The 25,502-nt window shown below is 44.6% G+C and carries 26 protein-coding genes and 2 tRNA genes; 26 read left to right on the top strand and 2 right to left on the bottom strand.

The window, feature by feature from the left end; translation table 11 throughout:
- Positions 1-2 precede the first annotated feature (2 nt).
- The 7 genes from yabN to J7E32_RS03880 all read left to right on the top strand — a co-directional run bounded on the left by yabN (position 3) and on the right by J7E32_RS03880 (position 4,263).
- Entirely contained in the window at positions 3-1,466 is a 1,464-nt protein-coding gene (yabN, locus tag J7E32_RS03910; protein WP_214903897.1) for a bifunctional methyltransferase/pyrophosphohydrolase YabN, read from the top strand.
- 54 nt (positions 1,467-1,520) lie between these two features.
- Positions 1,521-1,793 carry an RNA-binding S4 domain-containing protein gene (locus J7E32_RS03905; protein WP_214782149.1) on the top strand — a complete coding sequence of 91 codons (273 nt, stop codon included), beginning with the start codon at positions 1,521-1,523 and terminating at the stop codon, positions 1,791-1,793.
- 87 nt (positions 1,794-1,880) lie between these two features.
- Positions 1,881-2,183 (top strand): sporulation protein YabP, encoded by a 303-nt coding sequence (yabP, locus tag J7E32_RS03900; protein WP_214903979.1) that lies wholly within the window; start codon positions 1,881-1,883, stop codon positions 2,181-2,183.
- Positions 2,180-2,815, top strand: a complete 636-nt coding sequence (gene yabQ, locus J7E32_RS03895; protein ID WP_214903883.1) for a spore cortex biosynthesis protein YabQ — start codon at positions 2,180-2,182, stop codon at positions 2,813-2,815. Before yabP ends, yabQ begins: the two co-directional genes overlap by 4 nt.
- Positions 2,816-2,836: 21 nt before the next feature.
- Positions 2,837-3,235: an FtsB family cell division protein gene (locus J7E32_RS03890; protein WP_214903881.1), complete on the top strand. Its 399-nt coding sequence runs from the start codon at positions 2,837-2,839 to the stop codon at positions 3,233-3,235.
- A gap of 74 nt (positions 3,236-3,309) precedes the next feature.
- Positions 3,310-3,765 (top strand): S1 domain-containing RNA-binding protein, encoded by a 456-nt coding sequence (locus tag J7E32_RS03885; protein WP_192473394.1) that lies wholly within the window; start codon positions 3,310-3,312, stop codon positions 3,763-3,765.
- Between the two features lie 264 nt (positions 3,766-4,029).
- The gene (locus J7E32_RS03880; protein ID WP_214903879.1) at positions 4,030-4,263 is read left to right on the top strand and encodes a hypothetical protein; all 234 of its coding nucleotides are present in this window, start codon (positions 4,030-4,032) and stop codon (positions 4,261-4,263) included.
- Positions 4,264-4,339: 76 nt separating this feature from the next.
- Here the strand turns inward: J7E32_RS03880 and J7E32_RS03875 are convergent.
- Together J7E32_RS03875 and J7E32_RS03870 are read right to left on the bottom strand one after the other, a co-directional pair.
- A tRNA-Glu gene (locus J7E32_RS03875) sits at positions 4,340-4,411 on the bottom strand.
- Positions 4,412-4,484: 73 nt separating this feature from the next.
- A tRNA-Met gene (locus tag J7E32_RS03870) sits at positions 4,485-4,558 on the bottom strand.
- A 275-nt stretch (positions 4,559-4,833) separates the two neighbouring features.
- Here J7E32_RS03870 and spoIIE point away from each other — a divergent pair.
- The 19 genes from spoIIE to lysS all read left to right on the top strand — a co-directional run bounded on the left by spoIIE (position 4,834) and on the right by lysS (position 25,120).
- Positions 4,834-7,308 carry a stage II sporulation protein E gene (gene spoIIE, locus J7E32_RS03865; protein ID WP_214903871.1) on the top strand — a complete coding sequence of 825 codons (2,475 nt, stop codon included), beginning with the start codon at positions 4,834-4,836 and terminating at the stop codon, positions 7,306-7,308.
- Positions 7,309-7,442: 134 nt separating this feature from the next.
- Complete coding sequence (locus J7E32_RS03860) at positions 7,443-8,180, top strand: vWA domain-containing protein (protein WP_214903869.1); 738 nt, start codon at positions 7,443-7,445, stop codon at positions 8,178-8,180.
- Positions 8,149-9,177 carry a protein kinase domain-containing protein gene (locus tag J7E32_RS03855; protein WP_214903865.1) on the top strand — a complete coding sequence of 343 codons (1,029 nt, stop codon included), beginning with the start codon at positions 8,149-8,151 and terminating at the stop codon, positions 9,175-9,177. The genes J7E32_RS03860 and J7E32_RS03855 overlap by 32 nt, the downstream gene beginning before the upstream one ends.
- A 170-nt stretch (positions 9,178-9,347) precedes the next feature.
- A complete protein-coding gene (tilS, locus tag J7E32_RS03850; protein WP_286182669.1) occupies positions 9,348-10,730 on the top strand; it encodes a tRNA lysidine(34) synthetase TilS in 1,383 nt (460 codons plus the stop codon).
- Between the two features lie 24 nt (positions 10,731-10,754).
- Positions 10,755-11,297, top strand: coding sequence for a hypoxanthine phosphoribosyltransferase (gene hpt / locus J7E32_RS22755; RefSeq protein WP_286182668.1), 543 nt, complete (start codon positions 10,755-10,757; stop codon positions 11,295-11,297).
- 137 nt (positions 11,298-11,434) lie between these two features.
- Positions 11,435-13,405: an ATP-dependent zinc metalloprotease FtsH gene (gene ftsH, locus J7E32_RS03845; protein ID WP_214903862.1), complete on the top strand. Its 1,971-nt coding sequence runs from the start codon at positions 11,435-11,437 to the stop codon at positions 13,403-13,405.
- 301 nt (positions 13,406-13,706) lie between these two features.
- Entirely contained in the window at positions 13,707-14,483 is a 777-nt protein-coding gene (locus tag J7E32_RS03840) for a type III pantothenate kinase (RefSeq protein ID WP_214903976.1), read from the top strand.
- Between the two features lie 53 nt (positions 14,484-14,536).
- Positions 14,537-15,415: an Hsp33 family molecular chaperone HslO gene (gene hslO, locus J7E32_RS03835; RefSeq protein WP_214903859.1), complete on the top strand. Its 879-nt coding sequence runs from the start codon at positions 14,537-14,539 to the stop codon at positions 15,413-15,415.
- A gap of 21 nt (positions 15,416-15,436) precedes the next feature.
- Positions 15,437-16,321: a peptidyl-prolyl cis-trans isomerase gene (locus J7E32_RS03830; RefSeq protein WP_214903856.1), complete on the top strand. Its 885-nt coding sequence runs from the start codon at positions 15,437-15,439 to the stop codon at positions 16,319-16,321.
- Between the two features lie 253 nt (positions 16,322-16,574).
- The gene (gene cysK, locus J7E32_RS03825) at positions 16,575-17,501 is read left to right on the top strand and encodes a cysteine synthase A (RefSeq protein ID WP_214903853.1); all 927 of its coding nucleotides are present in this window, start codon (positions 16,575-16,577) and stop codon (positions 17,499-17,501) included.
- A 158-nt stretch (positions 17,502-17,659) separates the two neighbouring features.
- Positions 17,660-19,057: an aminodeoxychorismate synthase, component I gene (gene pabB / locus J7E32_RS03820; protein WP_286182667.1), complete on the top strand. Its 1,398-nt coding sequence runs from the start codon at positions 17,660-17,662 to the stop codon at positions 19,055-19,057.
- Entirely contained in the window at positions 19,054-19,644 is a 591-nt protein-coding gene (gene pabA / locus J7E32_RS03815; protein WP_214903850.1) for an aminodeoxychorismate/anthranilate synthase component II, read from the top strand. Before pabB ends, pabA begins: the two co-directional genes overlap by 4 nt.
- Complete coding sequence (gene pabC, locus J7E32_RS03810) at positions 19,644-20,519, top strand: aminodeoxychorismate lyase (protein ID WP_214903847.1); 876 nt, start codon at positions 19,644-19,646, stop codon at positions 20,517-20,519. The genes pabA and pabC overlap by 1 nt, the downstream gene beginning before the upstream one ends.
- Complete coding sequence (gene folP / locus J7E32_RS03805; RefSeq protein WP_214903844.1) at positions 20,516-21,349, top strand: dihydropteroate synthase; 834 nt, start codon at positions 20,516-20,518, stop codon at positions 21,347-21,349. The genes pabC and folP overlap by 4 nt, the downstream gene beginning before the upstream one ends.
- The gene (gene folB, locus J7E32_RS03800) at positions 21,342-21,701 is read left to right on the top strand and encodes a dihydroneopterin aldolase (RefSeq protein WP_214903841.1); all 360 of its coding nucleotides are present in this window, start codon (positions 21,342-21,344) and stop codon (positions 21,699-21,701) included. Before folP ends, folB begins: the two co-directional genes overlap by 8 nt.
- 2 nt (positions 21,702-21,703) lie before the next feature.
- Complete coding sequence (gene folK, locus J7E32_RS03795) at positions 21,704-22,231, top strand: 2-amino-4-hydroxy-6-hydroxymethyldihydropteridine diphosphokinase (RefSeq protein WP_214903838.1); 528 nt, start codon at positions 21,704-21,706, stop codon at positions 22,229-22,231.
- Positions 22,183-22,386 (top strand): helix-turn-helix domain-containing protein, encoded by a 204-nt coding sequence (locus tag J7E32_RS03790; protein ID WP_023613284.1) that lies wholly within the window; start codon positions 22,183-22,185, stop codon positions 22,384-22,386. The genes folK and J7E32_RS03790 overlap by 49 nt, the downstream gene beginning before the upstream one ends.
- A gap of 35 nt (positions 22,387-22,421) precedes the next feature.
- Entirely contained in the window at positions 22,422-23,423 is a 1,002-nt protein-coding gene (dusB, locus tag J7E32_RS03785) for a tRNA dihydrouridine synthase DusB (protein WP_214903835.1), read from the top strand.
- Positions 23,424-23,635: 212 nt separating this feature from the next.
- The gene (gene lysS / locus J7E32_RS03780) at positions 23,636-25,120 is read left to right on the top strand and encodes a lysine--tRNA ligase (protein ID WP_214903832.1); all 1,485 of its coding nucleotides are present in this window, start codon (positions 23,636-23,638) and stop codon (positions 25,118-25,120) included.
- Positions 25,121-25,502: the final 382 nt, after the last annotated feature.

Genomic DNA, 25,502 nt, shown 5'->3' with positions numbered 1-25,502 from the left:
ATATGACAAATAAAATACTGATTATCGGACTGGGAGCGGGTGACCTTGACCAGCTGCCGCTTGGTGTATATAAAAAGCTGAAGCAGGAGAAAAATCTGTATTTGCGGACAAAGGAGCATCCGGTAATCGCCGAGCTCGAGAAGGAAGGATTGCAGTTTCAATCCTTCGATGACGTATATGAAAAACATGACCAGTTTTCGGATGTTTATGAAGAGATAACAGAGATTTTGCTTGCAGAAGCAGAAAAAGCGCCTGTAACCTATGGGGTTCCCGGACATCCTTTAATTGCCGAGCGAACCGTGCAGCTCCTGCTCGAACGAGGGCCAAAGCGGGATACAGAAATTGAAATTGGCGGCGGCCAGAGCTTCCTCGATGCCATGTTCCAGTCACTGGCTATTGATCCGATCGAAGGTTTTCAACTGCTTGACGGCACCGCGCTGTCAAAAGAAGATTTACTGCTAAAGAGCCACACAATTATCGGACAGGTCTATGACGCGTTCGTTGCATCGGACGTCAAGCTGACGCTTATGGAAAAATTGCCGGATGATTATGAGGTATACATCGTGACTGCTGCCGGAAGCAGTGAGGAAGTTATTAAAAAAGTTCCATTATATGAACTCGATAGAGAGATGGAACTTAGTAATTTGACATCTGTTTATGTTCCACCTGTAGAAAATGAGCAAATTTTATACAAGGATTTTCTGAAGCTGCGTGGAATTATATCAGAACTGCGCGGTCCGAATGGCTGTCCTTGGGATAAGAAGCAGACTCATCAAACATTAAAAAAGTATTTGATTGAAGAATCGTATGAATTACTAGAGGCGATTGATAACGATGATATCGATCATATGATTGAAGAGCTGGGGGATGTGCTGCTTCAAGTCATGCTGCATGCACAGATTGGTGAAGATGAGGGTTATTTTACCATCGATGATGTCATTGAAGGCCTATCTGCAAAAATGGTCCGCAGGCATCCTCATGTGTTCGGGGACAAAACAGCTGAAAATGAAGCTGAAGTCCTGAAAAACTGGCAGGAGATCAAGGAGCAGGAAAAAGGCGGTGCCGTAAAATCGATGCTGGAAGGAGCCGGCAAAGGACTTCCGAATCTGCTTAAGGCATATGAGTTGCAAAAGGAAGCTGCTAAAGTAGGGTTCGACTGGAAGACGGTGGCCCCGATCCTTGATAAGGTAAAGGAAGAAATCGAAGAACTTTCCGAAGAAATCACTGGAAATGGCATTCAGGAAGATATTCAGCTGGAGTATGGGGACCTGTTATTCGCCCTCGTCAACTTCGCAAGGCATTATGACATCAATCCTGAAGAGGCACTGAATAAGGCCAACCGGAAGTTCATGCGCCGCTTTGCTTTTATCGAACAAAAAGCAGCAGAGAATGGCCGAAGTGTCGAGGAATACACACTCGATGAATTGGATGCTTTCTGGGAGGAAGCGAAAACAGAAGGCTTATAGGCAAAACTGTGAGCAGGTAAATCAAACCAATAATGATAAAGGGGTTTAATTAAGATGAGGCTGGATAAATTCTTAAAAGTATCAAGATTAATTAAAAGAAGAACATTGGCGAAGGAAGTATCCGACCAGGGAAGGATTTCAGTCAATGGCGTGCCTGCGAAAGCAAGTACAAATGTAAAAGTGGGCGATGAATTGGCAATTCGCTTCGGACAAAAAGTCGTCTCTGCAAAAATCGAGCGAATACAGGAAACATCCCGTAAGGATGAAGCGGCAGGAATGTATACCCTTCTTGGGGAAGAACGCATCCCAGGAGACGATGAAGAGTAAGCCAAGCTTCCTGTGAAGGCTTGTTCTATTCTCCCTTATCCAATCATAAACATGTACAAAAGTGCATTATGATTGTGAGGGGTAATGATGAGCCAATATTATGAAACGAACCAGACAAAAGGTAATTTGCCAGACCATGATTTAGTGATGAGAGGCAGACGGACACTTGAAATTACGGGAGTAAAGCAAGTGGAAAGCTTTGACAATGAAGAGTTTTTACTTGAGACTGTCATGGGATTCCTTGCGATCAAGGGCCAGAACCTCCAGATGAAAAACCTGGATGTAGACAAAGGCATTGTATCGATCAAGGGGAAAATCTTTGACCTGGTCTACCTTGATGACCAGCATGGGGAGAAGGCTAAAGGCTTCTTTAGCAAGTTATTTCGATGACGCTTTCGACTCAATTTTTGACCATGCTCGCCATGATATGGATGGGCACCCTATTCGGAGCTTCACTTGATACCCATAATCGTTTTCTGAAAAGGTCAAAACGAAAGTCATGGATTGTCTTTATCAATGACATCTTGTTTTGGGTGTTCCAGGGTCTGTCGATATTTTATGTCTTATTTTCAGTGAATATGGGAGAATTGCGTTTTTATATCTTCCTGGCATTGTTATGCGGCTTTGCAGCGTACCAGAGTCTTTTTAAAAATATGTACCTTAAGTTGCTTGAGCGGGCCATTGCCATCACAATCAACGTGTATGTGTTTATCGTGAAGGCGATCAGATTGCTTGTGATAAGGCCGCTCCAGTTTCTGGCTGCCACCGCTGTATCACTATTGCTTTTGACGGGAAGAGGCCTTTATGCTCTAGTAAAATGGCTTCTTGCCGTTTTACTATGGCTGTTAAACAATTTCATTTGGAAACCAGTTAAGATTATATTCTTACTTTTTTGGAAACTTTTGCCGAAAACAGTTAAAAAAAGCGTCGAGAAGTTATATAATAAATTGGCAGGATTTCTAATTATAGTAAAGAATTATTCTACTAAGCCGATAAAATGGATAAAGAATTTTAAAAAATAAATTATAAGGAGGACTGCGGGGATGGGTGTCATCAGGAAAAAGAACATAGCCAGGATTGAAAATCAATATGTACAGCAGCGTGAAAAAGCAGGTATTGCAGAATCTAGAAAGCGAAAACTGCTTTTCAGGCGCCTCGCAGTCTTTGCTCTTTTCGCATCGGTCATCTCTTATTTGATGATCTCAACGTACATTTCACAGTCTGCAGCCCTCGAAAAGAAACAGGCAGAAAAGGAACAGCTTGAACAAAAATTAGCAAGCCATCAAAAAAAGCAGGAGATTCTGGATGAGGAAATCGTCAAATTGAACGATGATGAATACATAGCTAAGCTTGCCCGCAAGGAATATTTCCTGTCCGAAAAGAATGAAATTATCTTCAATCTTCCTAAAGAGAAAAAGGACTCCCAAGATTCGCCTTATTGACACTCTTTTTTGATATTCTGTATAATATAATGTAAGTTTGATTTTTTATATCTTTAAGGAGGCAAAACTTTTTTATGTCAATCGAAGTAGGCAGCAAGCTACAGGGAAAGGTAACAGGTATTACAAATTTCGGGGCGTTTGTGGAACTGCCGGGAGGCTCAACTGGACTGGTTCATATCAGTGAGGTTGCAGACAACTATGTAAAAGACATTAATGACCACCTCAAAGTGGGCGACCAGGTTGAAGTAAAGGTTATCAATGTTGAAAAAGACGGTAAAATTGGTTTATCTATCAAGAAGGCTGTTGATAGACCAGAACGACCTGCACGACCAGAAAGATCTGAATCAAGACCTTACTCACAGCGTCCACGCGGCGGCGGCGGTGGCAGAGGAAACGACAACCGCAATGCACGTCCGGAAAATTTTGAATCAAAAATGGCGAAATTCTTGAAGGACAGCGAAGACCGCCTGTCCACTCTTAAACGCGCTACCGAATCCAAGCGCGGCGGAAGAGGAGCAAGAAGAGGGTAACTTGCTGCTAAGTGAATATAGATAAATAGCAGGAATCATGCTATACCAAGACAAGTCTTTCAAAGGACTTGTCTTTTTGTTTTGTTTAAGGTGGGTTGCATTGCCCGAGCAATGAACGGAAGTGAATTTTGGTAAAAGGAGGATCGCTGCATTGCCCGAAAAACAGCGAGAGAGTAATTTTGGGTAAAAGCGAGTGTCTGCATTGCCCCAAAATGGGAGCGAAAGAGAAAAAGGGTAAAAGCAGAGAGTCTGCATTGCTCGAAAATGCACAAGAAAGAAAAAAAGGGTAAAAGCAGAGTGTTTGCATTACCCCAAAATGCGCAAGAAAGAGAAAAAGGGTCAAAGCAGGGGTGCTGCACTGCCCCAAAATGCGCAAGAAAGAGAAAAAGGGTAAAAGCAGAGCGGTTGCATTACCCCAAAATGCACAAGAAAGAGAAAAAGGGTAAAAGCAGAGTGTCTGCATTGCCCGAAAACACCCAAGAAAGAGAAAAACGGTAAACGCAAAGTCCGTTCAATACCAGGAAATACATAAAAAAACCTTGCTCCTTAAAAAGGAACAAGGTTTTTCGTGTGATGACCCCTACGGGATTCGAACCCGTGTTACCGCCGTGAAAGGGCGGTGTCTTAACCGCTTGACCAAGGGGCCGTTATAATACAAGCTTCGGCGACTTGCTCCTCAACACTTGTCGGAGCTAAGCAGTCGCCTCCGCTTTTCTTAGTAGCGGCGGAGGGGATCGAACCCCCGACCTTACGGGTATGAACCGTACGCTCTAGCCAGCTGAGCTACACCGCCATATTGATAATGTGTTTTGAGGCACAAGAAATATAATACATAGATATTAAAATAGTGTCAATGGATTTTTAAAAGAAAAGAAGAAAATATCGATAGGTAAATTTTAGCGGAGTTTGGAGTGGTGGTTAAAATATTCCGTGGTATTTCGAGTAATTGCTTATTTTCGGGGAAATGCGTCGAACGAAACTTTATTGCTTGTCCTTATTTTTGACAAACTTCTGGATTGCTCCCTTTTATAATAATCAGCAACGATAAAAAAACGGGGAGTGTATTAAATGCAAAAGGTAGAAAGGAACATGATGGAACCGATCGGTGAAGTTCATCTCGAGGAATCACGATTCAGGTTGGCAAAAGGCATGTCGAAGCTGCAATCCAAAATTGAAACCCTTTTCCTGAAAAAAGGCTATATCTTTCTGATCATTGGATTCTTGCTTGGCCGTGCCTTGATACTGGCTCAGTTGACCCCTTTTAGCCTTCCATTTTTTGCAGCGGTGTATCTGATCCGGAAAGACCGCGCACCTATTGCGCTGTTTGGGTTGGTTGCTGGAGCTGCAACATTGTCATTTACTGACGCCGCCTTCACATTTGGGTCTGTATTCTTATTTTTACTGTTATACAAGTTGACGAAAAAATGGATTCGAAATTCTATGAAAGTGCTGCCGTTTTATATATTTTTCACTATTTTAATAGGCAAAATGTTGAAAGTTCTTATCTTGACTGGAAATATCACTTTGTATGAAGGGATGATGACTGGAGTCGAAGCAGGCCTGGGCCTTGTGTTGACATTCATCTTCATGCAAAGCATCCCATTGATGACAGCAAGCAAGCGCAAGCAGTCATTGAAAACGGAGGAAATAGTCTGTTTGATCATCATGCTTGCATCAGTGATGACAGGAACTATCGGCTGGACAATCTATGACTTGTCGGTAGAACACGTAATGTCCCGGTATCTGGTCCTCATATTTTCATTTGTCGCCGGTGCCACAGTGGGCTCCACAGTTGGTGTCGTAACAGGGTTGATTTTCAGTCTCGCGAACGTGTCGAGTTTTTACCATATGAGCCTGCTGGCCTTTGCTGGTTTGCTTGGCGGCTTGCTAAAAGAAGGAAGGAAACCGGGTGTGGCACTTGGATTGTTTATTGCCACACTGTTAATTGGAATGTATGGCGAGGGCGGAGGCGCGCTCGGACAGACGCTGACCGAATCTGCGGCGGCAGTGTTGCTTTTCTTTCTTACTCCTCAATCACTTACGTCAAAAATCGCCAAACATATCCCGGGTACACCGGAGTATTCAGCTGAGCAGCAGCAGTATATGAGAAAAATGAGAGATGTGACAGCACAGCGTGTCGTCCAGTTCTCCAATGTTTTTGAAGCGCTGTCGAAAAGTTTTTCTACACTTCAGGTACAGGATGAAACGATTGAAACTGACCGCGATATGGATTACTTCTTAAGCAATGTAACAGAGAAAACGTGCCAGACATGCTTTAAGAAAGACCATTGCTGGACAAGGAACTTTAATACAACCTATGACTATATGAGTGAGATTATGCAGGAGATGGATCAAAATTCTGGTGCAGTGCCGCAAAAACTTTCCCGCGAATGGGACAAGCATTGCACCAGGTCGAAAAAGGTAATGGAAATCATGCAGCAGCAGCTGACCTATTATCAGGCAAATAAAAAGCTTAAGAAACAAGTTCAGGAAAGCAGGCGTCTCGTGGCAGACCAATTGCTTGGTGTTTCAGAAGTCATGGGGGATTTCGCAAAGGAGATCCAGCGTGAACGCGAGAACCACTCGAAACAAGAAGAACAAATACTCGAGGCCCTCCAGGATTTCGGTATCCATATCGAGCATGTGGAGATCTACAGCCTTGAACAAGGAAATGTGGATATTGACATGACGATTCCATATTGCCAGGGACATGGTGAATGCGAAAAGCTGATCGCTCCAATGCTTTCCGATATCCTGAAAGAAAACATCGTTGTCAATTCAGAAGAATGTTCGACATTCCCGAATGGCTTTTGCCATGTGACATTCCATTCTGCTAAAGCCTATACAGTGTCTACAGGAGTGGCGCATGCGGCCAAGGATGGGGACCTCATTTCAGGAGACAGTTATTCAACCATTGAACTGAGCGGTGGAAAATACGCGATTGCCATCAGTGACGGAATGGGCAATGGTGAAAGAGCACATTCAGAAAGCAGAGATACTTTATTGCTGCTGCAGCAAATCCTGCAATCTGGTATTGAAGAAAAAGTAGCAATCAAGTCAGTGAACTCAATCCTGTCATTAAGGACAACCGATGAAATTTTCTCGACCCTCGATTTGGTCATGATCGACCTGCAAAACGCATCTGCGCGTTTCTTGAAAATTGGTTCGACGCCAAGCTTCATCAAACGTGGCGGAAAAGTAATGAAGGTGCAGGCGAGCAATTTGCCGATGGGAATATTGCAGGAATTTGAAGTAGATGTTGTCGGCGAACAACTGAAAGCAGGCGATCTGCTGGTCATGATGAGCGATGGCGTATTTGAAGGCCCTAAGCATGTCGAAAACTATGACTTATGGATGAAACGGAAAATCAATGAGCTTCAGACAGAAGATCCGCAGGCAATCGCAGACTTGATCATGGAAGAAGTCATCCGTTCCAGAGAAGGTTCGATCGAGGATGACATGACTGTGGTTGTCGCAAAAATCGATCACAATATCCCAAAATGGGCTTCAATTCCAGCGGCCAATTATCAAAAGCGGGCTTAACGGCTTATTTTGCTCAATCTGCTCGATCTTAATGTATAAAACCCTTCCACTTCGTCGAAAATGGTAACAAATTTATCATAGGCTTCCTTCTTTTACTAGATTGTAAAAGTTGAGCCTGGAAGTGAGGGGATTGCATGAAAACAGGTACAATCAGGCAAATATTGCTCATTACGGATGGCTGCTCAAATCAGGGTGAAGATCCGATTGCGATGGCTGCACTGGCCAAGGAGCAGGGGATTACAGTCAATGTCATTGGCGTGATGGAACAGGATGTTATAGATGAACAGGGCATGACAGAGATCGAGGGGATTGCCATGTCAGGCGGCGGAGTCAGTCAGATTGTATACGCACAGCAGCTTTCCCAGACAGTCCAGATGGTGACAAGGAAAGCGATGACCCAGACACTGCAGGGTGTAGTCAATAAAGAACTCCAGCAAATCCTTGGTGGCGGCCGAACAGTGGAAGATCTTCCGCCAGAGCAGCGAGGCGAAGTGATGGAGGTAGTTGATGAGCTTGGGGAAACGGTGGAGCTGGATGTGTTGATTCTTGTCGATACAAGCGCAAGCATGAAGCACAAGCTTCCTACGGTAAAAGAAGCCTTGCTGGACCTGAGTTTAAGCCTGAATGCCAGGTCAGGGGATAATCGTTTTGCTGTATTTGTATTTCCCGGGAAAAGGAATGATGTCGAAAAATTGCTGGATTGGACCCCGAAGCTTGAGTCGCTCACAAGCATTTTCGCCAAGTTGACGACTGGGGGCATTACGCCAACAGGGCCTGCCATTCGCGAAGCACTTTCCCATTTCAATAAAAAACGATCTTTAAGGAGCCTATTATCCGGTGATGATGAATCCTTCTTTGAAGAATCTGTGTAAGGTCATTCCTGGAACGATCATTGAAGGGAAATGGCATCACAATCGATATACAATCATAAAAGAGCTTGGTTTTGGAGCGAATGGGATTGTTTATCTGGCAAGGTCCAATAATACACAAGTAGCATTGAAAATGAGTGACAATGGAATGTCAATCACTTCCGAGGTCAATGTGCTGAAATCTTTTGCCAAGGTCCAGGGATCTGCCCTCGGGCCTTCTTTGCTGGATGTGGATGATTGGGAACGTCCAGGAAAAAGAGTGAGCTTTTATGCGATGGAATTCATAAAAGGACCAGATTTTCTTGCTTTCCTGCAGCAAAAAGGACCGGATTGGACTGGGGTGATGATACTCCAGCTGCTGGCCGATTTGCAGCTGCTCCATGAAAATGGCTGGGTATTCGGAGACTTGAAGCCTGATAATTTAATTGTGACTGGGCCCCCGGCAAGGATACGATGCATAGATGTCGGCGGCACGACGATGCAAGGCAGGTCGATTAAAGAGTTCACCGAATTCTTCGACCGGGGCTATTGGGGGCTTGGCAGCAGAAAAGCAGAACCAGGTTATGACTTATTCGCTGTCGGTATGATCATGGTCAACACGGCATATCCGAAAAGGTTTACGAAAAAGACGGGCGGAATAGGCGAAATCATGGAAAAAGTGAAACAAGCCCGAGAATTGAAGACTTATGAAAAGGTAATCCATAACGCTCTTGCCGGTAACTATCAATCAGCCATGGAGATGAGATCGGATCTGCTGAAGGTCCATCAGCCGGGTTCAGCATTTAAGAAAAGTACCGTACAGCATAAGGCTGTACCGCAAAAGCAAGCACAACCACAAATAAACCCAAGCCCATCCAGGGCAAAATCAAGTTCGGCTGGCCGGCAAACAAGGAAGGGATACAATAAGAAAAAGAAAAAATCCTCGGCCCTTGAAACAGTCACCATCATACTGATTATCTCTTTATTATATTTTTTCTATATTTATAGCCAGATCACCTGATTTTTTGAAACTTTTTGCTGCTTTGTCCGTACATAAGGGATAAAGCTCTGTTTTTTGAACAAGGAAGGTTAAAAGTGTTAAGCTGAAAAATAATAAACCTATTTAGAAGATTAATGGTTTGCCGGCATGGGTATAGTCTTAAACCGGCAATACAAGTAAGGAAGAACAAGATGATTGAAAAAAAGGTAAAAGCCTTCCTTGAAAGGCATGGTTTTCAGCTGAATAACATGTCCATTGCAGTTGGGGTTTCTGGAGGACCGGACTCGCTCGCACTGCTCCACTTTTTATCAGAGCAGCGGGAAAGGAATTTCCTGAAGATTGTAGCTGTCCATGTGGACCATATGTTCCGTGGTGATGAGTCTTATCAGGATGCCCTGTTTGTGCAAGATTTTTGTGAAAAACGGGATATTCCTTTTGAGATGAAGAGAATCGATGTGCCGGCCTATATGCGCGAGACAGGGCTAAGCTCCCAGCAGGCTGCCCGTGCGTGCCGATACAGCTTTTTCGAGCAAGTTATGGAAAAGCATCAGCTTCAGTACCTTGCACTGGGTCATCATGGGGATGACCAGGTTGAAACGGTATTGATGAGACTCACCAGGGGAAGTTCCGGGAAAGCAAGGGCAGGTATGCCTTTTTCGCGGAAATTTGGTCCGTTTGCGATTTTCAGGCCATTTTTATGCCTGACAAAAGAGGAATTGAATGAGTACTGCTCCACGAATTCTTTGAAACCAAGAATTGACCCAAGCAATGAGAAGGCATACTATAGCAGGAATCGTTTCAGAAAATCTGTTCTCCCTTTTTTAAAAGAAGAGAATCCGGCGGTCCATGAGCACTTCCAGCGTTTTAGCGAGGAAATGCAGATGGATGAAGAATATCTTCTTGAATTAACAAGCGAAGAATTGAATAAAGTAATGAAGAAAGAGGACAACAGGATAACTATTAGTATTAGTTCCTTTCAGGAAATGCCAATGCCTTTACAAAGAAGAGGGATTAAACTAATATTAAATTATCTTTACAATGATCGACCTGCTTCTCTTTCCGCTATACATATTGAAAAGGTTTTTTCAATAATTCGCAATCCCCATCCATCTGGAACTCTTGATTTCCCCAGCGGTTTAAGAATCATACGATCGTATGGAAATTGCCATTTTGAATTGAATCCGCCAGAACGGCAAAGCTATCGCCTCGAATTATCCGGGCCTGATCAGCTGAGGTTGCCAAATGGTGGGGTCATTGATGCTCAATTGCTCAATGGTGCTCAAGAGATGGAAATTCCCAATGATTGTTTTATCGTTGATCTGGAGCAAACAGGTACTCCGCTGATCATCCGGACAAGGCAAAATGGCGACCGGATATCATTGAAGGGAATGACGGGTTCAAAAAAGGTAAAGGATATTTTCATCGATATGAAAATTCCATTAGCCAAAAGAGATGAATGGCCGATTGTCACAGACAGGGAGGGCAGGATTCTTTGGCTTCCAGGCCTGAAAAAATCGAACCATGAATCAACAGAAGGAAACAGGTTATTATTATTAACTTATATAAAGTATTGATATCTTCCAGGGGGCACAAGGATCATGATGAAAAATGATATTGAAAAGGTATTGTTTACAGAAGAGGAAATCCAGGAAAAGACAAGGCAGCTGGCGGCACAGTTAACTGAAGAGTATCAGGACCGTTTCCCGCTGGCAATTGGAGTCCTAAAGGGCGCAATGCCTTTCATGGGTGACTTGCTTAAGCGCGTGGATGCGTACCTTGAAATGGACTTCATGGATGTTTCCAGCTATGGAAATGCCATGGTATCTTCCGGTGAGGTGAAAATCCTAAAGGACCTCGATACTTCCGTAGAAGGAAGAGACATCCTGATCATCGAGGACATCATCGACAGCGGTTTGACTCTCAGCTATCTAGTTGAGCTATTCAAATACCGTAAGGCAAAGTCAATCAAAATCGTCACACTGCTTGATAAACCAACAGGAAGAAAAGCTGATATTATTGCCGACTATGTTGGATTCATCGTTCCCGATGAGTTTGTTGTCGGATATGGTCTTGATTACGCGGAAAAATACCGTAACCTGCCATATATCGGTGTTCTGAAGCCAGAAGTATATTCAAATTAAATACGGTTACAATTTAGTGAATGAAATTTCATATTTCGGGTAAGAAGCAAATATTCTGAATGTTAATTTCTTGTATTAGCATAATTTGCTATGATACTATTTAGTATAGTTTGTCTACCGTGGGAGGAGGGTAAGGGATGAATCGGATCTTCCGTAATACCATCTTTTATTTATTGATATTTTTAGTCATTATCGGAGTTGTGAGTTTCTTTAATGGCAATAACCAGCCAACAGAACCAATCTCTTACGATGAATTCATGCAGAAACTGGAGGCAGGCAATGTTGAAGGTGATTTGACGCTGCAGCCTGAACGTGGTGTGTATGAGGTAAGAGGCCAGTTGGAAGGCCAGGAAGAAGGAAAAGGCTTCATCACATATGTCTGGAACAATCCAGAGACTCTTAACAGAATCGAACAAGCAGCTGAAGCTGCAAATGTAGAGATTTTGCCTGCTAAGGAAACAAGCGGGTGGGTGACGTTCTTTACGTCCATCATTCCGTTTATCATCATTTTCATTCTGTTCTTCTTCTTGCTGAACCAGGCTCAGGGCGGCGGAAGCCGTGTTATGAACTTCGGCAAGAGCAAAGCGAAGCTTTATAACGAAGAAAAGAAGAAAGTCCGCTTCAAGGATGTCGCGGGCGCAGATGAAGAAAAGCAAGAACTTGTCGAGGTTGTTGAATTCCTGAAAGACCCTCGCAAGTTTGCTGACCTTGGGGCACGTATTCCAAAAGGAATCCTTTTGGTCGGACCTCCGGGTACTGGTAAGACTTTGCTAGCCCGTGCTGTTGCAGGGGAAGCTGGAGTGCCATTCTTCTCAATCAGTGGTTCCGACTTCGTAGAAATGTTTGTCGGTGTCGGTGCATCACGTGTACGTGATTTATTCGAAACAGCTAAAAAGAATGCTCCATGTATCATATTCATTGATGAAATTGATGCAGTCGGCCGCCAGCGTGGCGCTGGACTTGGCGGAGGGCATGATGAGCGTGAACAGACGCTTAACCAGTTGCTTGTAGAAATGGACGGATTCGGAGCCAACGAAGGGATCATCATCGTAGCTGCTACCAACCGCCCTGATATCCTTGACCCAGCATTGCTGCGCCCAGGACGTTTTGACCGCCAGATCACAGTAGACCGTCCTGATGTTGCAGGCCGTGAAGCTGTATTGAAGGTACATGCTAGAAATAAGCCACTTGATGAGTCCGTTAACTTGAAAAGTATTGCATCTCGTACTCCGGGTTTCTCTGGAGCGGACCTTGAAAACTTATTGAACGAAGCTGCGCTCGTTGCAGCCAGGAGAGATAAAAAGAAGATAGACATGGAAGATCTTGATGAAGCAACAGACCGCATCATAGCCGGTCCTGCCAAGAAAAATCGTGTCATCTCCAAAAAGGAAAGAAATATCGTTGCGTTCCATGAAGCTGGCCATACTGTCATCGGGGTTGTCCTTGATGAAGCGGAAATGGTCCACAAGGTAACGATTGTTCCTCGCGGACAGGCAGGCGGTTATGCCGTCATGCTTCCTAAGGAAGACCGTTACTTCATGACAAAGCCAGAGCTTTTGGATAAAATCACTGGACTCCTTGGCGGCCGTGTAGCTGAAGAAATCGTCTTTGGTGAAGTAAGCACAGGTGCACACAATGACTTCCAGCGTGCAACAGGCATTGCGAGAAAAATGGTTACTGAATTCGGTATGAGTGATAAGCTCGGACCAATGCAGTTCGGCCAGGCGCAGGGCCAAGTATTCTTAGGCCGTGACCTGAACAATGAGCAGAACTACTCTGACAAGATCGCCTATGAAATCGACCTTGAAATCCAGGCAATCATTAAGGAAAGTTATGCAAGAGCGAAAAAATTGCTAACAGAAAATCGTGATAAGCTTGATATAATTGCGAACACATTGTTAGAGGTTGAAACCCTTGATGCAGAACAAATCAAATATTTGATCGACCATGGCCGTCTTCCTGACCGCAAAGTCATTGCTGAAAGTGACGACATGAAAGTAACGATCAATAAGAAAAAAGATGACATGCCGGCAATCGAAGAGACTGATAAGAAAGTTGACTCAGTCATCGAAGATCCAAAGGCTATCGATGAAAATCCAAAAGAATAGAATTCAGAAGCAGGTGCTCTTAGCGGGGCACCTGTTTGTTTTTCCGCTGACTAAGGCGCTTACGCTTTTCTTGTCTAGCTAGCTTCAGCGCCTAGCCCCTCGAGACGCTTGTCTAGTTTCACCTCCTAGAAACTCCGAAACTTCAACTCCGCCCGCAGAAGCAAAAAGCGCTTCTTTGTCGNNCGGGGCTGACCAAGGCGCTTACGCTTTTCTAGCGACTTTATTTAGTGAATTCCTGGCGATTATGATATGATATTTTCAGTATTGATCCAGAAAAACTATAAATAAGTTGGTGAGTAGCTTGATTTTTGTTTTTGACGTTGGGAATACAAATATCGTGTTAGGTGTTTATGATAAAGAAGAGTTGAAGCACCATTGGAGAATAGAAACGAACCGTCATAGAACGGAAGATGAGTTTGGCATGATTGTCAAAAATCTGTTTGACCATGTTGATCTCTCTCTTTCGGATATTGATGGCATCATTATATCGTCTGTTGTTCCGCCAATCATGTTCTCGCTTGAGCGAATGTGCCAGAAGTACTTCCACCGCAAGCCGTTGGTTGTAGGCCCTGGAATTAAGACGGGACTGGATATAAAATATGAAAATCCAAGGGAAGTCGGTGCGGACCGTATTGTAAATGCGGTTGCGGCGATCCATGAATATGGAAGTCCGCTGGTCATTGTCGACTTTGGCACAGCTACAACTTACTGCTATATCAATGAGCATAATCAATATATGGGTGGTGCGATTGCGCCTGGAATCGGCATCTCCACTGAGGCCCTTTATTCTAGGGCTGCCAAGCTTCCGCGTATTGAAATCAGCAGACCGGATGATGTGGTTGGAAAGAATACTGTTTCAGCCATGCAAGCTGGCATTCTGTATGGATATGTTGGACAAGTAGAGGGAATAGTTAAACGGATGAAAGATAAGAGTAAGGTCCCTCCTAAAGTGATTGCGACAGGCGGCCTGGCAAATTTAATTGCCCAGGAATCAAATATCATCGATGCCGTAGATCCATTTTTAACATTAAAGGGACTGCAGCTTATCTATAAGCGCAATATCGAAAAACACAATTAAGCTTCCTTAAAGTGAGGATGCAGACAACTTTACAGCACGAAGGGAGTAGAAAAATGAGCGATTATTTAGTAAGAGCACTTGCTTTTGACGGGCAGGTCAGAGCATACGCAGCAAAAACAACGGAAACAGTTGGGGAGGCACAGCGCCGCCATTATACATGGCCTGTAGCATCTGCTGCACTAGGCCGGACAATGACAGCTGGCGTAATGATGGGTGCGATGCTCAAGGGCGATGATAAATTGACAATCAAGATCGAAGGCGGTGGCCCGCTTGGACTCATTCTTGTGGACAGCAATGCCAAAGGACAGGTTAGAGGCTATGTTTCGAATCCTCATGTCCACTTCGATTTGAACGAGCACGGCAAGCTTGATGTAAGACAAGGCGTCGGTACAGACGGAACGCTTACGGTCGTGAAGGATTTAGGCCTGCGCGACTATTTTACAGGGCAAGTCCCGATTGTATCAGGAGAGCTTGGAGAAGACTTCACTTATTACTTCGCAACTTCTGAACAGGTCAATTCTTCGGTTGGTGTCGGTGTTCTAGTTAATCCCGACAACTCGATCAAAGCTGCCGGCGGATTCATCATCCAGCTGATGCCTGGGACAACAGAAGAAACCATTACAGCAATCGAACAGCGATTGCAATCCATCCCTCCGGTATCAAAGCAGATTGAAAAAGGGTTATCTCCTGAAGAGTTGCTGGAAGAATTACTTGGAAAAGAGAATGTTAAAGTCCTTGACACGATGCCAGTAAATTTTGAATGCAATTGCTCTAAGGACCGATTCAGCAATGCGCTGATCAGCCTGGGCACAGAAGAAATCCGTGATATGATTGAGAAAGAGGGACAGGCAGAAGCGCACTGCCATTTCTGCAACGAAAAGTACATGTTCACGAAAGAAGAACTGGAAGAGATAGAGAAGGAAGCGAAATAAGCGATATCTGGGGGAAGAGAAGTGGAGAAAAAGCAGCTTTGGTACATTATTGCCGGGTTAGCCATTTTGAACGCGATAACTCTTGTGATGCTGATAGCCAAGCCTGCTATCCTCGAGGGGAACAAGGAAACTGTGGCGGAGATTGGCAAGGAGTCAATCACCCGCCAGGAGTGGCTGACTGAGCTTGAAGAAAGATACGGGCAAGAAACGCTAAGGGACCTGATTGACCAGGCGGTTGTCAAACAAATAGCCGATGAATATAATATCAAGGTATCTGACGAGGCCGTTGAGCGTGAATTGACAATTTATAAAGCTATGTATTCTTCAGCCGGCAACGAGCCGAAAACCGAAGAAAGTTGGAAGCAGCAAATTAAATACAGTCTGCTGCTTGAAGAACTTTTAACGAAGGATGTTAAAGTATCGGAAGAGGATATGAAGTCCTTTTATGAACAGAATAGTAGCCTGTTTGACATTCCTGCATCCTACCATCTGTCTCAAATAGTCGTTGAAACGAAAAAGGAAGCGGACTCAACAGTGAAAGAGCTGAAAGATGGTTCCAGCTTCACTGCTCTCGCGATGGAGCGTTCGATCGATGAGTTTTCGGCGAATGAAGGGGGAGACATCGGCTTTGTAACGGAAGAAGATGAACTTGTTTCCCCAGAGGTCGTTCATGCGGCGAAATCGCTGAAATCCGGAGAGTGGACAGGACCTGTAAAAGCAGAAAATGGATATGCTATTGTATATCTTCATGAAAAACTAGAAGGAAAGAAATATGCTTACAGCGATGTAAAGAACCAGATTCGCCGGCAGATTGCCCTTGAACAAATGGACATTCCAGTTTCAGCACGGGCATTCTGGAATGATGCAGAAGTAAGCTGGTTTTATGGAGACAAAGAGAAGAAGTAATGAACGAAGCACTGGTGAATTAACCGGTGCTTTTCTTGTTTAGAGAAATTCAAAATAGGATAGTTTAAAAAAGATGGGTTTTAGATAATACCTTTGAATCGGGTAGGATAATCATGAAGGCAGCAATGTACGAAAGATTTTAGGCAAAAGACTGATTTTTGTTGATGTTGAAGCATACTGATTGACATAGACTTAAAGTATTGGTAAATTTTAATAAAACCAATTAAAATAGTCGGATTAAGGGGTGGGTAATTTGGTACGCATTGCAAATTCAATTACAGAGTTGATCGGCCAGACACCAATTGTAAAGCTGAACGGACTTGGTGATGACCAAAGTGCGGATATTTATTTGAAGCTTGAATACATGAACCCGGGCAGCAGCGTCAAGGATCGTATCGCTTTGGCGATGATTGAGGATGCTGAGGCAAAAGGGGCCCTGAAACAAGGGGATACAATCATAGAACCAACGAGCGGAAATACTGGAATCGGACTGGCGATGGTAGCAGCAGCCAAAGGCTATAAAGCCATTCTTGTCATGCCGGAGACAATGAGTATGGAGCGCAGAAATTTGCTTCGTGCCTATGGAGCGGACCTTGTATTGACTCCTGGCCCAGAAGGAATGGGCGGGGCGATCCGCAAAGCGGAGGAACTGGCAAAGGAAAATGGTTACTTCATGCCTCAGCAGTTCGAGAATGAATCGAACCCTTCCGTACATGAAAGAACGACTGGACCTGAAATTGTCGAGCAGATGGGTGATCAGCTGGATGCCTTCATCGCAGGTATCGGCACCGGCGGAACGATCACAGGAGCAGGAAAAGTCCTTCGTGAAAAATACAAGAATATCAAGATTATTGCTGTTGAGCCAACAGACTCCCCGGTATTATCCGGCGGAAAACCAGGACCTCACAAGATTCAGGGAATCGGTGCAGGCTTCGTTCCTGGTGTACTTGATACAAACGTGTACGATGAAATCTTCAAGGTTGAAAATGAGCAGGCATTCGACTATGCCCGCCGCGCAGCAAAAGAAGCAGGAATCCTCGGCGGAATCTCTTCAGGTGCAGCGATCTATGCAGCTTTGGAAACAGCGAAAAAGCTTGGCAAAGGCAAAAAAGTGCTGGCAGTCATCCCAAGTAACGGAGAACGCTACCTGAGCACACCACTTTACCAATTCGAAGAATAGATAGATGAAGAGGCAGGCTGAAAATAGCTTGTCTCTTTTCATATTTAGAAATAATCCTGCAAAATTGACAGTTTCTCGAAAAAACCATTATTTTAAAAATGAAAGCGCGCCCTTCATCATGTATGATGTATTAAGAGAAAAAAATAGGGGTGAACAGCTTGCCGCACTATAGCATTCAATCGAAAACGATTCCTTATACAGCTTCACGTTTTTTTCATCAATATGATCATATTGCACAACAATATAAAGAACATGTCATCCTCGAAAGCGGGAGAGGCGGGCGCTACAGTATCGCCGCATTCAATCCTGAGATTATTTTTTCGGGTAAAAATAATAAACTGACCATCACAAAGGGTGGTTCATCAAGCACGCTTGAGGGCAATCCTCTTGAGTTAATGAAAAATCAAATGGAAAAGTATCAAGTGGCTGAAGTAGATGGCTTGCCGGATTTTCAGGGGGGTGCGATCGGCTATCTGAGCTATGATTATGCCCGTTATATCGAAAAGCTCCCTGCACTGGCTAAGGACGATTCGGGAATACCGGAAGTCTACTTCCAGCTCTTCAAGGAATGGTTTGTTTTTGACCATCAGACAGAGAAGCTATGGCTAATGGCTCTATCGGAAAAAGGACAGGAGTATCAGGCGGAGGACAAGCTTTCAGAGTGGAAAGACAAGTGGGACGCTGAGGTCCCGGAGGTTTTTGCCGAAGCCAAGCCTGCCCGTGATGATTTGCAAGTATCGATGGATGAAGCTGAATTCATCGACGCGGTTGAACAAGTGCAGCAATACATTGGGCAGGGGGACGTCTTCCAGGTAAACCTATCTGTCAGGCAGTCAAAGCCGATCGAGACGGAAGCGCTGGAAGTATACCGGCAGCTGCGCAAGCTGAACCCATCTCCATATATGGGCTACCTGCATACACAAGACTTCCAGCTCGTCAGCGGGTCGCCTGAACTTTTAGCAAAAGTAAAAGGTTCAGAGGTCAGCACAAGGCCGATTGCCGGCACGAGATCGAGGGGCAGGACAGATGAAGAAGATTTGCAGCTTGCCAATGAGCTGATCAACAATGAAAAAGAGCGCGCGGAACACGTCATGCTTGTCGACCTGGAAAGAAACGACCTCGGCAGGGTGTGCAGATACGGTACTGTCGAAGTCAATGAGTTCATGGTCATTGAAAAGTACTCGCATGTCATGCATATCGTTTCGAATGTCCGGGGAGAGCTTGCAGAGGGTGAGACCTGGTTCGATGTTGTGAATGCGACCTTCCCTGGCGGAACGATTACCGGTGCTCCAAAGGTAAGGACCATGGAAATCATTGAAGAACTCGAGCCGGTTAGACGAGGGCCATATACTGGCTCGCTTGGGTGGATCGGTTTTAACGGCAATATGGAACTGAACATCATTATCCGGACGATGCTGGTCAAGGATGGGATGGCTCATGTCCAGGCAGGAGCAGGTGTCGTCATCGACTCCATCCCTGCCAATGAATACAAGGAATCATTAAAGAAAGCAATCGCTCTTTGGAAGGCGAAAGAGCTTGCGGAGGGTAAAGCATGATTTTGATGATCGATAATTATGATTCATTCACATATAATCTCGTTCAGTATTTGGGTGAAATGGGCGAAGAGCTTAATGTCATCCGCAATGATCAGACGTCCATTCAGGGCATTGATGAGCTTGACCCGCAGTTCTTGATGATCTCACCGGGGCCGTGCAGCCCGAATGAAGCAGGCATCAGCCTGGAGGCGATCAGGAATTTTTCAGGGAAGACGCCGATTTTCGGTGTTTGTCTCGGCCATCAGTCTATCGCCCAGGTATTTGGCGGTGACGTGGTCCGTGCGGAGCGGCTCATGCATGGCAAAACCTCTTTGGTCTATCATGATGGCAAGACGATTTTTGAAGGATTGGAAAATCCGTTCCCTGCGGCACGCTACCATTCACTCATCGTAAAAAAAGAAACCCTTCCTGACTGCCTGGAGGTTTCAGCATGGACGGAAGAGGGCGAGATCATGGCAATCCGCCATAAAAAGCTGCCTGTCGAAGGTGTCCAATTTCATCCGGAATCCATTTTAACGACGCCAGGAAAGCAGCTGCTGCGCAATTTCATTGCCCATTACAAAGCTGCTAAGGAAGTAAGTTTATAATGGTTGTATACAGCAATGGCCAGTTCGTCTCAAAGGATGAAATCACCATTTCCCCTTTTGACCACGGCTTCCTATACGGTTTGGGCGTGTTCGAAACGTTCAGGATCTACAATGGCCATCCTTTTTTGCTGGATGATCATCTCGAGCGGCTGAATGCCAGTCTTCGTATTTTGAACATCGAAGCTGATTTTACACGGGAGGAATGTGTTAAGATCCTCGATGGCTTATTAGCAAAAAACAATCTCAAGGATGCCTATATTCGCTTCAATGTTTCGGCTGGGAATGGTGATATAGGCTTGCAGACTGAGAGTTACCGGGAGCCAAATGTGATCGTATTTGCGAAGCCGCTGCCGGCAGCTGGGGAGATGAGTGAGAAAAAGGCTGTTCTCCTGAACTTGAGGCGCAACACACCTGAGGGAGCAGAGCGGCTGAAATCCCACCATTATCTTAATAATGTGCTCGCCAAGCGTGAGGCAGGCCCTGCGATGGATACGGAAGGGATTTTCCTGACAAATGATGGCTTTTTAGCCGAAGGAATTGTTTCGAATATTTTCTGGTACAGGGATGATGTCCTGTATACACCTGCCCTCGAAACGGGAATTTTGAATGGAATCACCCGCAGGTTCGTCATCGCTCTTGCCCGTAACGCAGGCATCGAGGTTCGTGAAGGCTTTTACAAAAAGGAAGAGGCCGAAGCAGCTGATGAAATGTTCCTGACTAATTCAATTCAGGAAATCGTCCCGGTCGCAGAGTTCTCAGGAAAAAGCTTTCCCGGGAAATCAGGTGTTTTAACGAAAAGACTGTTTGGCAAATATGCAGCTAACCGGGAAACACTATGGAGCAGAACGAAATTGGATGGAGGAGCTCACACATGAATACCGTGATAAAAGCCGGTCCTTACACAATGGACTTCACCAATAATACACTGATTATGGGAATATTGAACGTCACGCCTGATTCTTTTTCAGACGGCGGGAAATACAATCACTTAGAGCATGCTGTCTTACATGCTAAACAAATGATCGTCGACGGAGCGGATATTCTTGATATCGGAGGCGAATCAACAAGGCCGGGACATGAACGGGTTTCCGATGAAGAGGAAATTAACAGGGTGGTACCGGCGATTGAAGCCATCTCGAAAGAAGTTCAGGTACCAATCTCCATCGATACATATAAATCGAAGGTTGCCAAAAGTGCCGTCGAGGCGGGAGCTGCCATCATCAACGATATTTGGGGAGCGAAGGAAGACCCGGAAATTGCCGATGTCGCCGCAGAAACCGGAGTTCCGATTATCCTGATGCACAACCGGAACGACCGCAATTATACAAACTTCATTCGTGACGTACTGAATGACTTGTATGAAAGCATCACAATCGCTAAAAAAGCAGGAGTGAGCGATGAGCAAATTATCCTTGACCCTGGAATCGGCTTTGCGAAAGACCTTAGGGAAAATCTTGAGATGATGCGTCACCTTGATACGCTTGTGTCTTTAGGCTATCCCGTCCTCCTTGGCACATCGAAAAAGTCAATGATCGGCGGTGTGCTGGATCTGCCTGTTCAAGAAAGAACAGAAGGTACGGGAGCGACCGTGTGTTACGGAATCCAGAAAGGCTGCCAGATCGTCAGGATCCATGATGTGAAAGAGATGTCTCGGATGGCGAAAATGATGGACGCGATGATGGGAAAGGGTGAATACAGTGGATAAAATACATGTGAACCAAATGGAGTTTTACGGCTACCACGGTGTTTTTCCTGAAGAAACAAAGTTAGGCCAGCGTTTTGCGGTGGATTTAACGGTGGAATTGGATCTTTCAAAAGCAGGAAAAAGCGATGATCTTAATGAGTCAATTAACTATGCAGATTTATATATGGTCTGCAAGGAGATCGTTGAAGGCGAGCCTTTCAAGCTTGTAGAAGCAATTGCTGAAAAAATTGCCGGGACGATCCTTGAACGATTTTCACTGGTGGAAGCATGCCACGTAAAAGTCATCAAGCCGGACCCACCGATACCTGGGCATTACAAATCAGTCGCAGTTGAAATCACAAGGAGCAGATGACAGTGGAAAACAATGCATATATTGCGCTAGGATCCAATTTGGGCGACCGCTTCGGGTATTTGACACAGGCAATCATCCTCCTTGAAAGCCATGAAAATATCACGGTGGTAAATACTTCTTCCGTCTATGAAACCGACCCTGTAGGGTACACTGATCAGGATCAATTTTTAAACATGGCAATCCAGGTAAAGACGAACCTAGAACCGTTTGAACTTCTGAATACCTGCCTTAAAATTGAATTGAAACTTGGGAGAAAAAGGGAAGTAAAATGGGGTCCCAGAACGTTAGACCTTGACATTTTACTGTATAATCACGAAAATATTGAAACAGAGAAGCTTACAATTCCGCATCCTCGGATGAGCGAACGCGCGTTTGTAATCCTTCCATTGCTTGAAATGGACCCAAATCTCACGCTCCCAACGATGAAGGAGCCACTGAAAAATTGTTTACTAAGTATAGCGGATAGAGAAGGAGTACGAATATGGAAGCAGAAAAATGGGGAAGGCGTATTCGCGCTTATCGAAAGTTAAAGGGCTATACGCAGGAAAGCTTCGCAAAAGAGCTTGGCGTTTCAGTCTCCATCCTGGGAGAAATCGAACGCGGCAACAGGATGCCTGATGAAAGACTAATCAATAGGATCGCAGAATTCCTTGATGTCGGAATAGATGAATTAACCCCACAGTAGGTTTGGTATATTAATAGACCATAAGGAGGAATGAAATGCTCAAGATTGGCGATATTGAAATGAAAAACCAGGTCGTCCTCGCACCGATGGCCGGCATTTGCAACTCGGCATTCCGCCTGACGGTCAAAGAATTCGGCGCTGGACTGGTATGTGCCGAAATGGTCAGTGACAAAGGCATTGTTTCTCAAAACAATAGAACACTCGATATGTTATATATAGATGAACGGGAAAAGCCGCTCAGCCTTCAGATTTTTGGCGGTGAAAAGGAAATGCTTGTACAGGCTGCGCAATACGTGGATCAAAATACGAATGCGGATATCATTGATATCAACATGGGATGCCCGGTGCCAAAGATCACGAAATGTGACGCAGGTGCGAAGTGGCTGTTAGACCCAAACAAGATTTACGAAATGGTCTCAGCGGTAGTGGACGCAGTTGAAAAGCCAGTTACCGTTAAAATGCGCATGGGCTGGGATGAGGAACATATTTTCGCCATCGAGAATGCGCAAGCTGTAGAGCGCGCCGGTGGTAAGGCGGTTGCTCTTCACGGCCGGACACGTGTACAGTTGTATGAAGGAACAGCAAATTGGGATATTATCCGTGACGTAAAGCAGGCTGTGAATATCCCTGTAATCGGCAACGGGGATGTCCAGACTCCACAGGATGCCAAGAGAATGCTAGATGAGACAGGCGTAGACGGAGTTATGATCGGTCGCGCTGCGCTAGGGAACCCATGGATGATCTACCGTACGGTAAAATATCTGGAAACAGGCGAATTAATGGATGAACCTAATGCACGCGAAAAAATTGATGTCAGCATCCTGCACCTAGACCGCCTGATCGCTTTGAAGAATGAACATATTGCGGTACGCGAAATGCGCAAGCATGCTGCATGGTACCTAAAGGGAATTCGGGGCAACGCAATAGTTCGTAACGGAATCAATGAGTGCAACACAAGAGACGAGCTCGTCAGTCTGCTGAAAAACTTCGCAGATGAAGTAGAAGCGAAAGAGCAAGAAGCTCACCAGGTTGGATAAAAATTGACATTAACCGTCACTTTTCCTATAATACCTTTATCCTTAAATTGTAACTGCCAGTGGTCAAACTGGCAGTTTTTATTCTATTCAGGCATGAAAAAAGAGATTTTTAATGTCTGAATACGTTTGTTTGTGTAAAATAATAAAAGTATCCACCAAACATGATCAGGATTACATAATAAATCTATTATATATATTGGAGTGAAAGCGATATGAGTCATGAAGAATTGAATGACCAGCTCAGAGTCAGAAGAGACAAAATGAGTTCATTGCGTGAAAAGGGCATGGATCCTTTCGGTAAAAGATTTGAACGCACCCATCTTACAGATCAGTTGGTTAGCGAATACGGTGAATTGGAAAAAGAAGAGATTGAAGCAAAGAATGTATCGGTGAAAATAGCTGGACGTATTATGACAAAGCGCGGAAAAGGAAAAGCAGGCTTCGCTCATATCCAGGACCTCGCTGGCCAAATCCAGATTTATGTTCGCCAGGATGCAGTTGGCGACGAGCAATATGAAGTTTTTGATTCAGCCGACCTCGGTGATATCATCGGTGTGGAAGGAACGCTTTTCAAAACAAAAGTTGGCGAGCTTTCAATCAAAGCTCAAGACTTTGTGTTCTTGACAAAAGCACTTCGCCCGCTGCCTGAAAAGTTCCACGGACTAAAGGATGTCGAGCAGCGCTACCGTCAGCGTTACCTTGACCTGATAACGAGCAATGACAGCAAGACAACTTTCATCAACCGCAGCCGCATTATCCAATCTATGCGCCGCTATCTTGATGGACAAGGATATCTCGAAGTAGAAACTCCATTAATGCACTCCATTGCCGGGGGAGCTTCAGCGCGTCCGTTCATCACGCATCATAACACGCTTGATATGCAGCTATATATGCGAATCGCAATCGAGCTTCACTTGAAGCGTCTGATTGTCGGCGGCCTTGAAAAAGTATATGAAATCGGCCGCGTATTCCGTAATGAAGGTGTTTCGACTAGACATAACCCGGAATTCACTATGCTTGAACTTTATGAGGCATATGCTGACTGGAGAGACATCATGTCCCTAACTGAGAACATGGTAGCGTACATCGCCCAGGATGTTCTTGGAACAACAACGATTCAGTATGGCGAATATGAAATCGATTTGAAGCCAGAGTGGAAGAGAGTCCACATGGTAGACGCGATCAAGGAACATACAGGAGTGGACTTCTGGCCGCAAATGAGCACGGAAGAAGCACGTGCGCATGCGAAAGAGCATGGAGTGGAAATCACTGAGCATATGCAGTATGGCCACATCGTCAATGAATTCTTTGAGCAAAAAGTAGAAGAGCACCTGATTCAGCCGACATTCATTTACGGTCATCCGGTTGACATTTCTCCACTCGCGAAAAAGAATGACGAAGACCAGCGCTTCACAGACCGTTTCGAATTGTTCATCGTAGCAAGGGAGCACGCGAACGCATTTACTGAGCTGAATGATCCGATTGACCAAAGAGAGCGTTTTGAAGCTCAGCTAAAAGAAAAAGAACAAGGAAATGACGAAGCGCACGAAATGGATGATGATTTCATCGAAGCGTTGGAATATGGAATGCCTCCAACAGGCGGACTCGGAATCGGGATCGACCGATTGGTCATGCTTCTGACGAATTCTCCATCCATCAGGGACGTACTATTATTCCCATTGATGCGTCACCGTTAATAGATAGAAGGAAAGGCAAAACGGCACAGGTCGTTTTGCCTTTTTTATTGCTGGTTACTCCTTCATATTGAAAAATGTGTATCCCGCAATCTGCTGAAATTTGAACACAGAAATATGAATTATCTTTCTTTTAATTCCGTTGAGAAAAATAGTAAAAAGATATTGCTATTGCAGAATAAAGGTGCTATATTTATATCTGTTGCTACGAGCTACTTAGTTAGCAACAAAGAAAATAAAAAAACTTATTGACATCGGGTTTTGAACCTGATAATATATAAGAGTTGCTTCTAACGGAGCAGCAAAACAAATTGCTCTTTGAAAACTAAACAAACAAGCGTCAACAAACAATAAATGATCATGACTTCTATTATAGAAGAACATG

It is taken from the genome of Bacillus sp. ISL-55 (assembly GCF_018613155.1).
In the GTDB taxonomy this organism is placed as follows: Bacteria; Bacillota; Bacilli; order Bacillales; family Cytobacillaceae; genus Mesobacillus.
Note: the sequence above shows the minus strand (reverse complement) of the source record. Positions and strands in the feature narration are given on the sequence as shown.